Origin of the sequence: Hydrobacter penzbergensis, from assembly GCF_900106985.1 — a bacterium.
GTDB classification, from domain to species: Bacteria; Bacteroidota; Bacteroidia; order Chitinophagales; family Chitinophagaceae; genus Sediminibacterium; species Sediminibacterium magnilacihabitans.
On sequence record NZ_FNNO01000001.1, the window covers coordinates 122,833 to 134,480 of the forward strand.

At 45.4% G+C, this 11,648-nt stretch carries 10 protein-coding genes; 2 read left to right on the forward strand and 8 right to left on the reverse strand.

The genetic code is table 11. The annotated features are described in order from the left end of the window. Positions 1-5 precede the first annotated feature (5 nt). The 6 genes from hppD to thrS all read right to left on the reverse strand — a co-directional run bounded on the left by hppD (position 6) and on the right by thrS (position 6,284). A complete protein-coding gene (hppD, locus tag BLU98_RS00640) occupies positions 6-1,136 on the reverse strand; it encodes a 4-hydroxyphenylpyruvate dioxygenase (protein WP_092721321.1) in 1,131 nt (376 codons plus the stop codon). A 177-nt stretch (positions 1,137-1,313) separates the two neighbouring features. Next, positions 1,314-2,744, reverse strand: a complete 1,431-nt coding sequence (locus BLU98_RS00645; protein ID WP_092721322.1) for a type III PLP-dependent enzyme domain-containing protein — start codon at positions 2,742-2,744, stop codon at positions 1,314-1,316. A 143-nt stretch (positions 2,745-2,887) separates the two neighbouring features. After that, positions 2,888-3,232 (reverse strand): 50S ribosomal protein L20, encoded by a 345-nt coding sequence (gene rplT, locus BLU98_RS00650; RefSeq protein WP_026774797.1) that lies wholly within the window; start codon positions 3,230-3,232, stop codon positions 2,888-2,890. A 59-nt stretch (positions 3,233-3,291) separates the two neighbouring features. Beyond that, positions 3,292-3,492, reverse strand: coding sequence for a 50S ribosomal protein L35 (gene rpmI / locus BLU98_RS00655; protein ID WP_026769852.1), 201 nt, complete (start codon positions 3,490-3,492; stop codon positions 3,292-3,294). A 225-nt stretch (positions 3,493-3,717) separates the two neighbouring features. Continuing rightward, positions 3,718-4,290, reverse strand: a complete 573-nt coding sequence (gene infC / locus BLU98_RS00660) for a translation initiation factor IF-3 (RefSeq protein WP_092721323.1) — start codon at positions 4,288-4,290, stop codon at positions 3,718-3,720. Between the two features lie 56 nt (positions 4,291-4,346). Then, a complete protein-coding gene (gene thrS, locus BLU98_RS00665; RefSeq protein WP_092721324.1) occupies positions 4,347-6,284 on the reverse strand; it encodes a threonine--tRNA ligase in 1,938 nt (645 codons plus the stop codon). Positions 6,285-6,373: 89 nt separating this feature from the next. Here thrS and BLU98_RS00670 point away from each other — a divergent pair, with 89 nt between their 5' ends. Then, positions 6,374-7,468, forward strand: coding sequence for a hypothetical protein (locus BLU98_RS00670; protein WP_139173798.1), 1,095 nt, complete (start codon positions 6,374-6,376; stop codon positions 7,466-7,468). A gap of 29 nt (positions 7,469-7,497) precedes the next feature. Continuing rightward, the gene (locus tag BLU98_RS00675; protein ID WP_092721326.1) at positions 7,498-9,426 is read left to right on the forward strand and encodes an ABC-F family ATP-binding cassette domain-containing protein; all 1,929 of its coding nucleotides are present in this window, start codon (positions 7,498-7,500) and stop codon (positions 9,424-9,426) included. A gap of 7 nt (positions 9,427-9,433) precedes the next feature. Here BLU98_RS00675 and BLU98_RS00680 read toward each other — a convergent pair whose 3' ends face one another. Both BLU98_RS00680 and BLU98_RS00685 read right to left on the reverse strand, forming a co-directional pair. Further along, the gene (locus tag BLU98_RS00680) at positions 9,434-10,141 is read right to left on the reverse strand and encodes a response regulator transcription factor (protein ID WP_092721327.1); all 708 of its coding nucleotides are present in this window, start codon (positions 10,139-10,141) and stop codon (positions 9,434-9,436) included. A gap of 2 nt (positions 10,142-10,143) precedes the next feature. After that, positions 10,144-11,580 (reverse strand): sensor histidine kinase, encoded by a 1,437-nt coding sequence (locus BLU98_RS00685; RefSeq protein ID WP_092721328.1) that lies wholly within the window; start codon positions 11,578-11,580, stop codon positions 10,144-10,146. Positions 11,581-11,648: the final 68 nt, after the last annotated feature.

The following is an 11,648-nucleotide window of genomic DNA, read 5'->3' on the forward strand; positions in this document are numbered from 1 at the left end:
ATAAATTATAAGTTGCCCCGCATACCCTGTTCCCTTTCAATAGCTTCGAAAAGAGCTTTGAAATTACCCTTGCCAAAGCTCTTCGCCCCCTTGCGCTGGATGATTTCAAAGAAAAGCGTAGGCCTGTCTTCTACCGGTTTGGTGAATATCTGCAACAGATATCCTTCATTATCCCGATCAACAAGTATGCCCAGTTCTTTGAGCGGCGCCAGGTCTTCATCGATATGCCCTACCCTTTCCAGCAGGTCATCATAATAACTTGTGGGCACATGCAGGAATTCCACGCCCCGGTTCTGCAAATCGGTCACCGTTTTCACAATATCATGGGTGGCCAGGGCTACGTGCTGGCATCCTTCTCCATTATAAAAATCGAGGTATTCTTCTACCTGCGATTTCTTTTTGCCTTCTGCCGGTTCGTTGATGGGGAACTTCACAAAACCGTTGCCATTGCTCATCACTTTGCTCATGAGTGCAGAATATTCTGTTGAAATATCTTTATCATCAAACGAAAGAATGTTGCGGAAGCCCATGACCTCTTCGTAAAATTTCACCCAGGGGTTCATCTGGTTCCACCCCACATTGCCTACGCAATGATCAACATACTGCAGTCCTGTTTCCGCAGGATTGTAGTGGCTTTTCCATTGCTGGTAGCCCGGCATAAAAACGCCCTGGTAATTTTTTCTTTCGATGAAAAGATGAATGGTATCGCCATAAGTGTGGATGCCGCTCATCACCAGCTCACCATAAGTATCTGTGAGTTTAACGGGTTCTAGGAATGACCTGCCGCCCCGCTGCGTGGTTTGTTCCCAGGCGTCGGTAGCATTTTCTACGCGCAGCGCCAGCGCTTTCACCCCATCGCCATGTTTATATACATGATCGGCTATAGGGTTGTTGGTCCGGAGAGATGTTGTAAAAACAAAAGTGAGTTTGTTCTGCCGCACAGCATAACTGGCGCGGTCTTTCACACCCGTTTCGGGGCCTGCATAGGCAAGGCTTTGAAACCCGAAAGCGGTCTTATAAAAATGAGCTGCCTGTTTGGCATTGCCCACATAAAATTCTACATAATCGGTTCCCTGCAATGGCAGAAAATCCGCTTGCCTGTTACGCACGGTTGCGTGTTCGGTAACTGTTGACATGGATAAAAGTATTGGAATGGGAAATGGGTACAGGACCCCTGGCCACCGGCCAGGAGTCGATCCTATGACCGGTGCAACACATCCATTGCCAGCGCTTCCATGAGAAGGCAGTAGCAGAATCGCTTATCGCCGAAAACCTTATGAGGATAATCCGGGATCATGCATACAAAGTTAAGATTATCTCAGGTAACCCAGTATTTTCAACATACTCTGGGCACTCTGTTCTTTGGCATAGAGCCAGTCGATCAGTTTTCCATTCTTATCGTACTCCACGATCACGTGTTTGGGAGAAGGAATAAGACAGTGCTTGATTCCGCCATATCCACTGATCTGGTCCTGGTAAGCGCCAGTATGAAAGAACCCTACATACAATGACTCCTTATTGGCTTGATCGTCTGATGGTTCGGATGAAGTGAGTTTGGGAAGGAACACTTCATTGATATGCTCTTCGGAATCGTAATAATCATGACTATCGCAGGTAATGCCTCCCAATACCACACGCTGGTATTCGTTATCCCATTTGTTAACGGGCAGCATCAGGAATTTCTCTCCAATACCCCAGGTATCGGGCAATGTGGTAATGAAAGAAGAATCGATCATGTACCAGCACTCGCGATCGTTCTGGATTTTTTGTCCCAGTACGCTGTAAATATGCGCCATGCTTTCTCCCACCGTGTAGCTGCCAAACTCTGTATAGATATTGGGCATGGGCACTTTGGCTTTCTTACAGGCTTTCTTGATATTGCTCACGATCTCATTGATCATGAACTGGTAATCGTATTCAAAGCCCAGTGAGTGCTTGATGGGGAAACCACCGCCGATGTTGATGGAATCCAACTCCGGACATATCTTCTTCAGCTGGCAATACAGGTTGATGATCTTGTTCAGCTCCGACCAGTAATAGATATCGTCTTTGATACCTTTGTTGAGGAAAATGTGCAGCATTTTCAACTGGAACTTATCTTCATACCCTTCTATCTCATCTACATAAAATTCCAGGATGTCTTTGGGACGGATACCCAGGCGCGAGGTATAAAAAGGAAACGTAGGCTCTTCTTCTGCAGCCACACGGATACCCAGGCGGAACGGTTGTTTAACGCTTCTCTTATACGCAGTAAGCTCGTCTTTATTATCCAGGATAGGAATCACATTTTTAAAACCCGAATTGATGAGCTTGGCAATGCGCGACGTATACGATTTTTGCTTGTAGCCGTTACAGATGATAAAAGTTTCTTTGTTGATCTTCCTGCGCTCGTAAAGGCGGTTCACGATCTCGATATCGTAAGCGTAAGAAGTTTCCAGGTGTATGTTGTGTTTGAGCGCTTCCTCCACCACAAAAGAGAAATGCGAACTCTTGGTACAATAACAATAAAAATAATCACCCTCGTATTTGTGTTTCTTGAACGCGTGGGCAAACATCTGCTTGGCCTTGTTGATCTGCATACCGATCTTGGGCAGGTACGTCAGCTTCATGGGCGTGCCGTATTTTTCTATCAGCGCTTTGAGATCGAGTTCATTGAATTGCAGGTAACCATCATCACTAACATCAAATCCGTCTTGCGGGAAATGGAAGGTCTGGTTCACCAGCGAGGTGTAGCTATTGTTCATTGATGGGTAAGTAGTTAGACTGTGAACGGGATGTTGCTAATTTTAAAGTTGCACAAAAATAATAGTTTGTTCAATTTTCTGCACAAAAAAACCGGGAAGCAGCGTTAGCCTGCCTCCCGGTTTATATAGCTGTTGTTATTCGCTTATTTTACAGAGTCAACCAGTGCTTTAAAGCTGGCAGGCTCATTCATGGCCAGATCGGCCAGCACTTTGCGGTTCAACTCAATACCTTTGGTGCTGAGTTTGTTGATGAACTGGCTATAGGTCAGTCCTTCCGCCCTAACGGCTGCATTGATACGCGCGATCCATAACTGGCGATATTCGCGCTTTTTCAATTTACGGCCTACATAACTGTAGGTCATACCTTTTTCTACAATATTCTTGGCTACGGTATACACATTTTTGCGCTTACCATAGAAGCCCTTGGCCTGTTTGAGGACTCTTTTCCTCCTTGCTCTTGATGCTACTGCATTTACGGAACGTGGCATGGTGTCTTTATTTTAAGTCCGGTTATACCCGGACCGGTAATTTAAAATTAGTTTACTGATTAACCTTTCAAACGCAACAAACGTAAAACGAAGTCTTTGTTGGTATCTCCAACAACGCCTTTTTTGCGCAGGGCTCTTTTACGCTTTTTAGATTTTTTGGTAAGGATGTGACGTTTGAATGCTTTCTGGAAGGTGATCTCACCGCTACCGGTCACCTTGAAGCGCTTCTTGGCGCTGGAGTTTGTTTTTACCTTTGGCATGTTAATAATCTGCTTAGATTATACCCTGCTGGCGGTTCCGTACAGACGGAACACTTGTTGAGCCATGTGGGAAATGGGACGCAAAGGTAAGAGTAATTAGGCAATTAGCCAATTCGACAATTAGCCAATTGAGTACATTTTATAAAATATGCCAATGAAATAACTGACAATCAATCAGTTGCATCATTGGCACATTGTCAAATTGCCGAATTGGCTAATCGAAAGTTATTTCTTTTTACCTGTTTTCGGAGTAAAGATGGCAAACATACGCTTGCCTTCCAGTTTGGGCATGCTTTCCAGTGCACCGGCCTCAGCCAGCCTTTCGGCAAATTTCAGCAGCAATAACTGTCCCCTGTCCTGGAACATGATGGCGCGTCCTTTGAACTGCACATAAGCTTTTACCTTATTGCCTTCTTTGAGGAATTTTTCTGCGTGTTTGGCTTTGAAGTCGAAATCATGGTCATCGGTTCCAGGCGTGAAGCGGATTTCTTTTACCTCGCTCTGCTTGGAGTTAGCCTTCATCTCTTTTTCCTTCTTCTTCTTCTCGTAAAGGAATTTTTTATAGTCGATTACCTTACAAACCGGAGGATCTGCTGTTGGAGATATTTCAACCAGGTCAAGCTCCTGATCTTTTGCAATCCTCAATGCTTCCTGGGTTGAATAAACACCCACAGTTACATTATCTCCAACCAAACGCACCTGCGGTACCCGGATTCTCTCGTTGATACGATGTTCAGGCTCCGGTTGCCTGTTAAACCTGGGGTTGAATCTTCCGCCCCCTCTTGGTGGTAATGCCATTAAAACTTGTTTAGTGAATAATTCTGTTTTTTTGTTAAAGATATAGATATTGACGACTACTCGCCCGATTTACGTTCGCGAATTTCTGTTGATACCAGGTCTATAAAGGCCTGCACATCAAAAACACCCATATCTCCCTTACCCTGTCTGCGTACCGACAATTTCTGTTCATTGGCTTCTTTCTCTCCAACTACCAGCATATACGGCACTTTCATCAGTTCTGTATCGCGTATCTTCTTACCTATCTTTTCATTCCTGTCGTCGATCTCTACCCGTACGCCTGCTTTTCCTAATTGATTTTTAACCGAAACAGCATAGTCCATGAACTTGTCACTGATGGGCAGGAGCTTCACCTGCAAAGGCGCCAGCCATACAGGGAATTTGCCTGCATAATGTTCCAGCAGGAAGCCAATGAAACGTTCATGTGTTCCCAACGGCGCCCGGTGGATGATCAAAGGAATTTCGGGCTCGTTATTCGTATTGGTGAACGATAATTTAAAACGGCGTGGTTGTGCAAAATCCACCTGGTTGGTAGCCAGGGTAAATTCTCTTCCAATAGCGCTCCATATCTGTACATCGATCTTCGGTCCGTAGAAAGCGCCCTCACCCTTTACCTCCACATAAGGAACACCTGTTTCGATCAATACATTGCGAACCATTTCCTCGGTCTCTTTCCACAGCTCCGGCTCGTTCACATATTTCTCTCCCAGCTTTGCAGGATCGTGCAGCGAAAGCCGCATCACATATTTCTCAATACCGAATATTTTGAAATACTTCAGGTACATATCATTCACCGCCTGGAACTCCTGTTTGAACTGCTCTTTGGAACAATAGATATGTGCATCATTCATGTGCAAACAACGCACGCGCATCAGTCCGAACAATTCGCCGCTTTGTTCATAACGGTAACAGGTTCCATATTCGGCTATACGATACGGAAGATCGCGGTAGCTTTTGGGTTCGGCATCGAATATTTTGTGGTGATGCGGACAGTTCATCGCCTTGAGATAATAACGCTCTCCTTCCAGTTCCATCGGCGGATACATGCTATCTGCATAATAAGGCAGGTGTCCGCTGGTGAGGTACAAATTCTCTTTGGCAATATGCGGTGTTACCACACGCTTATAGCCGGCTTCCGATTCTGTTTCCTTCGCCAGTTTCTCCAGCTCTTCAATGATCACGGTACCATTGGGCATCCAAAGGATCAGCCCCTGGCCGATATCATCGTTCATGGTATAAATACTCAGTTCCTTGCCCAGCTTCCGGTGATCTCTTTTCTTCGCTTCTTCCAGCATCTGCAGGTATTCGTCGAGCTCTTTCTGGTTAGGGAAACTGATACCGTATACACGGGTAAGCATTTTGTTCTTTTCATCTCCCTTCCAGTAAGCGCCGGATACATTGGTAAGCTTTACTGCTTTGATGAAACCGGTGTTGGGTATATGCGGTCCGCGACAGAGATCGGTAAAATCGCCCTGTGTATAGAAAGTGATATTTCCATCTTCCAATCCTTGCAGGAGGTCGAGTTTGTATTCATCGCCTTTCTCTGTAAAATATTGAATCGCGTCTTTTTTGCTGATCTCCTTGCGGATGTACTGGCTGCTCTTTTTGGCCAGCTCATTCATTTTCTGTTCCAGCTTTGCCAGGTCCTCTTCGCCCATTTGCCTGCCACCCAGGTCCATATCATAATAGAATCCCTTATCCAGCGCCGGGCCTACCCAGAATTTCACGCCGGGGTACAAAGCTTCCACTGCTTCAGCCAGGAGGTGAGCAGAAGAATGCCAGAATGTATTTTTTCCGTCGGCATCGTCCCAGGTCAGTAATTTCAACGATGCGTCCTGGTAGATGGGGCGCGTAACATCCCATACCTGCCCGTTCACACTCGCGGCCAGCACTTTTCTGGCCAGTCCTTCACTGATCGATTTGGCGATATCCAATGCCGAAACCCCTGCCTCATACTCCCGTACAGCGCCATCCGGAAAACTGATATTTATCATAAGGAATGCAAAAGTACAGGAAAGCGGTGAGTTTTCTTTTAACGCTTTATTATCAGCTTACACTATTTTGCCTTATTAGTTTTGTAGTAATGAGATGGATCTCTACGCTTTTATTTTTCCTGGTTTCTGGCTTTTCCGCTGACGCCCAGCACCTGACCGGCATCTGGAGGGGGTATTTCACTTCTACGGGCGGTACGTTGCGTGAATTCCAGCGGAAAGAGATGTATAAATACGAGATCCAGATAGAGCAGCTTCCCAATAATGCCGTTAAAGGTGTTACCTATTCTTATAAAACATCTGTGTTCTATGCCAAAACAGGTTTGCAGGGTATTTTCACCTACCAGTCGAAATCCCTGCTCCTCAAGGAAACCAAAATACTGGAGCTGAAGATCGACCAGGGCAGCGCGCCCTGTCTCATGACCTGCTACCTCGACTACTCCAAAATAGACAAGCTGGAAGTATTACAGGGTACATTTATTTCAGAAAGCTCATCGAACAAATCAGATTGCGGCAGCGGCGAAGTGTACCTGGAGAAAGTAACCTCTTCAGATTTTACCAAAGAAGATTTTCTGCTGAAGAAAAAACCAGAAGCGCCCAAAGCGCATGTCCCGCTTGCAAAATCCAAGACCGATCCACCTCATCCACCTGCCGTTAAAAAGCCCGGCGCTACTGTGCAGCAGTCGAAACCGGCCGGTCCTAAATCACCTGCACCCATCAAGCCCATCGAACATGCCGATAACGCCATTGCGCACAGCTGGAAAGCCGATACGGCCATCCGTCACCCGCGTGAGCTCATCGCCAACAGAGCACCGGTTCCGCGTGTGTTACTCGAGCGCGAGAACAAATTGGTGAAGACATTGTATTGCGGCGATGAAGAGATCAGGATCGACCTGTACGACAATGGCACCATTGATAACGATACCATTTCTCTTTACCACAACAACAAACTGGTCGTAAGCAATGGCCGGTTAAGTTATTCGGCTATCACGTATAAAACAAAATGCAATGCCACCGATAACCACCACGAATTTGTGATCGTGGCGGAAAACCTGGGCGATATCCCTCCCAATACAGCCCTGATGGTGGTTACCATGGGCAAATCACAGAAGCGTTACGAGATATTCCTTACCTCAACCGAACAACGAAATGCAAAGGTTGTGGTGGAATACAAGCCACAGCATTAACTTTGCCCCCTCAAAATACCGTATAAACAATGCTGATAGGCTTTCAGAACCTCACTTTTGAATTTGGTGCACGCGTAATTGTAGAAGATGCTACCTGGCATATACAGCCGGGCGACCGCATTGGCCTGATCGGCTATAATGGTACGGGTAAATCTACCCTGCTCAAATTATTGGTAGGAGAATATACTCCTTCAAAAGGCAATGTAGAAAAAGGAAAAGATACCACCATCGGGTACCTGCACCAGGACCTGTTGAGTTTTGATACCAACGATTCCATCACAGAAGTGGCCCTGGGCGCTTTTGAAAGAGTGCGGCAACTGGAAAAAGAGATCGAGACATTGGGACATGAACTGGAAAAAGATCCAGAGAATGAACCACTGTTGTTGAAATATACCGACAGCCTGCACGAGATGGATGTGCTGGATGGATATAATATTCATCATAAAGCGGAAGAAGTACTGCACGGATTAGGATTCGGCAATGAAGACCTGGTAAGACCTTACAAGGAATTCAGCGGAGGATGGCGTATGCGCGTACTGCTGGCCAAGATGATCCTGCAGCAGCCCGATGTGCTCTTGCTCGATGAACCTACCAACCACCTTGACCTCCCTTCTATCGAATGGTTAGAGAAATATTTGTTGCATTACCAGGGCAGCGTGGTGATCGTGAGCCACGATAAGATTTTCCTTAACCGGATGGTGAACAAGATCGTGGAACTCTACCAGCGTCAACTGCACATTTACAGCGGCGATTATAATTTCTATGAGCAGGAGAAAACCATCCGCATAGAAATGCAGCAAAAGGCATTTGAAAACCAGCAGGACTATATCAGGCAGCAGGAACGTTTCATTGAGCGATTCAAAGCAAAAGCCAGTAAAGCCGCACAGGCACAGAGTGTGCAAAAGCGACTGGACAAGCTGGAAAAAATTGAGGACGTTCAATTGGAACGCCCCGATCTGCGCATCAATTTCCAGTTGGAAAAAGTGCCTGGCAAAATATTGGTTACCCTCAAAGATGTAAGTAAAAGTTTTGGCAAGCTGAACATTGTATCGCATACCGGCGCCGAAATAGACAGAGGCGATAAGATTGCCCTGATCGGCGCCAACGGAAAGGGTAAGTCTACTGTATTACGCATGATTGCAGGCACGGAACCATTTACCGGTGAACGTGTATGGGGACATAACGTGGAAGAAAGTTTTTATGCACAGCACCAACTGGAAGCCCTTACACTCAGCAATAATATCCTGGAAGAGTTACAGCAATGCGGCAGCCAGAAAACAGATATGGAACTGCGCAGTCTGCTCGGCGCTTTTCTTTTCGGCGGCGACGATGTAGAGAAAAAGATCAAAGTATTGAGCGGTGGTGAGAAAGCGCGTGTAGCGCTCGCTAAAACCATTGTGAGCAAAGCCAATTTCCTGATCCTCGACGAGCCTACCAACCACCTCGATATGCATTCTGTTGAATTGCTGGCAGAGGCTTTGAACAAATACGAAGGCAGTTACATACTGGTGAGTCACGACCGTTATTTTATTTCCAAAACCGCGAACAAGATCTGGGAGATCGTAGACCATGAGATCAAAGAGTTCAAAGGCGGTTACGATGAATGGGTAGCCTGGAATGAAAGGATGGCCAAGAAAAAACAAGAGCAGGAACCACCCAAAGCTGTTGAGCAACCTGTAGTGATTGCACAAGCGCCTGCCAAGCCTTCACCCGACAAAGAACAACAAAAAGAATTACAAAAACAGCAGCGAAAACTCAGTAACCTGGAATCGGCGCTGAATAAAGCCAAGGAAGACAAACAGAAATTGGAAGAAGCCCTGGGCAATCCCACCAATTATACCGACCATCAAAAGTTCCTGGCGTTGGAAACAGAATACAAAAAGATGACGGCGCATTTCGAATCGCTGAACAAAGAATACGAAGTCCTTTTTGAAAAATTACTGGATATGGAGGGATAGGCAGGTACTACCCTTTTGGCGGCATGGTATTGAATACAAAGCCTACGCCGTATATATTGGTAATGCTTACCAGGTCACTGGATACGAGGTATTTTCTCAACCTGGAAATAAATACATCCAGGCTTCTGCCCAGGAAATAATCGTTCTCACCCCAGAGTTGGGTCAGTATTTCTTCGCGCTTGATGATACGGTCGGCGTTTTTAAATAAGTAATTCAGCAATTCCGATTCGCGTTCGGTGAGGATGATCTCCTTTTCATTTCCCACCATCAGTTTCATCTGGTCTTTGAAAAACCGGGTATTCCCTATAGCAATAACAGCATGAGGCGGTGTTGTATTTCCCGGATATTTTCGTTTCAGGATATTCCTGATCCGCAACACCATTTCTTCTATATCAAATGGCTTTACGATGTAATCATCAGCGCCGATCTTGAGTCCGTGCAGCCGGTCCGATTTTTCATTCCTCGCTGTTAAAAACAGAAAGGGAATATCTTTTCTTGTATGGGTAACCAACTCTGCCAGCTTAAATCCATCCATACCGGGCAAGCCCACATCAATCAGCAACAAGTCATGGTTATCGGCTGTGGTCCTGAATAATGAATAGGCTTCGCTGCCGTTCTTACACCAATCAACATGAAAGTCCATCACTTCCAGGTATTGCTTCACCACATTACCCAGATCGGTTTCATCTTCCACTAATAATATCCTTGGCTTCATGTTCACTTGTTTGAATGAGGGATGGTAATGATGAACTGGCTGCCTTTAGACGGCTTGCTGTCTACCCGGATACTCCATCCGTGTGCGTCGATGATCTTTCTTACATAATAAAGTCCAAGTCCCAATCCCTTGCTCTGCATTTTATATTGATCCGGGGCACGGTAAAATTTTTCGAAAACGTGTTTGAGGTCCTCGCTGCTAATGCCTATCCCATTATCCTGGATCAGTACCTGGAGGTCACCGTGACGGTCTGCGCGAGTGGTAACGGCGAGCTTTTTAATTTCATTGGAATTGTACTTTACCGCATTATCAAAAATATTGAGCAGCATGGTGGTGAAATGAAATTTATCAAACCTTGCCAGGTCCTTATCAGTCTCTTTGTGAAATACCAGTTCTATATTGGTATCCATTAATTTCAACCGGTAATCGAGCAACAATTCATCCAGCAGGTCATTCAGCCGGTATTCTTTTTTGTCCAGTACGATCCTGTTGGTGGAAGCAATGTCCAGCACTTCATCGATCAAAATTTTCAGACGTTCCGATTGCCGCTGGATCACATCGGTCAGCGGCTGTATGTTTTCTTTTCTTTCCAGGATACGGCCATTCTGCAGGTTCTTGTTGGCTACAATGATCGTGGCCAGCGGAGTATGCAATTCGTGCGTAATATTATTGATGAAATCGGATTTCATTTCGGAAAGCTTTTTCTGCTTCACCCAATTGCGGAAAGTGACAAAAAACAAGGTTACCACAATTAAAATGGAGAGCAGTGAAAGCGAAAAGGTCATACTCATTTGCCTGAGAATGGCAGATTGCCGGTTATATGGTTCTACATGCAACTCAAAGTTGATACGGTAAGCATAGCCTTGTGTTCCCCTGATGGAGAAACCATTGACCTTGTTCTGTTCCGACACTTTTCTCAAACTGCCGCCAATACGTACGCCGGCTTCTTCCTGCATGGCAGAATCGATCAGTGGGTAGCGCTTACGCTTATCGTAAATAGGGATATATAAGTCATTATCGAAATTCACCGACAACGATTCTACGATCAATGCATAATCGAGCGAATCTGTTACTTTCTTTTCCTGTTTGAATTTATTCAGAAAGCGCCTGATAGATTCTTTTTGTTGCAATGCGTGAAAAATACTGTCAGCAAACACTTGCTTATAGGTTTCGAAAGCAGGATCACCGCTTTTGTATAACGCATACAAGGAGCTCAAATGCCTGCTCAGGAAACCATCAATGATCTCGGACCCTCCGGGAAACAGTTTGTCGTTTTTGATGGAACGCGAATAGCTTTCTTTCATGGCTATACGCTCGGAAAAATAAAAACGGGCATTGGTCAGTTCATAGGTATTGCGTACCAGGATGAACTGTACCGTTGCCAGTAAAAGAAAACAGATGATCGATATTCCTATATATGTTACCAGGGAGCGCTTCATAAGACCGGTACCGTTAAGAACATAAAAGAAATGAATTTTCAAGAAAAAAAGTGCCGTTTAATTTCCAT

Excerpts from the sequence above, each read along its gene's own strand:
- hppD (WP_092721321.1), bottom strand. The coding sequence starts at position 1,136 with ATGTCAACAGTTACCGAACACGCAACCGTGCGTAACAGGCAAGCGGAT.
- BLU98_RS00645 (WP_092721322.1), bottom strand. The coding sequence starts at position 2,744 with ATGAACAATAGCTACACCTCGCTGGTGAACCAGACCTTCCATTTCCCG.
- rplT (WP_026774797.1), bottom strand. The coding sequence starts at position 3,232 with ATGCCACGTTCCGTAAATGCAGTAGCATCAAGAGCAAGGAGGAAAAGA.
- rpmI (WP_026769852.1), bottom strand. The coding sequence starts at position 3,492 with ATGCCAAAGGTAAAAACAAACTCCAGCGCCAAGAAGCGCTTCAAGGTG.
- infC (WP_092721323.1), bottom strand. The coding sequence starts at position 4,290 with ATGGCATTACCACCAAGAGGGGGCGGAAGATTCAACCCCAGGTTTAAC.
- thrS (WP_092721324.1), bottom strand. The coding sequence starts at position 6,284 with ATGATAAATATCAGTTTTCCGGATGGCGCTGTACGGGAGTATGAGGCA.
- BLU98_RS00670 (WP_139173798.1), top strand. The coding sequence starts at position 6,374 with ATGAGATGGATCTCTACGCTTTTATTTTTCCTGGTTTCTGGCTTTTCC.
- BLU98_RS00675 (WP_092721326.1), top strand. The coding sequence starts at position 7,498 with ATGCTGATAGGCTTTCAGAACCTCACTTTTGAATTTGGTGCACGCGTA.
- BLU98_RS00680 (WP_092721327.1), bottom strand. The coding sequence starts at position 10,141 with ATGAAGCCAAGGATATTATTAGTGGAAGATGAAACCGATCTGGGTAAT.
- BLU98_RS00685 (WP_092721328.1), bottom strand. The coding sequence starts at position 11,580 with ATGAAGCGCTCCCTGGTAACATATATAGGAATATCGATCATCTGTTTT.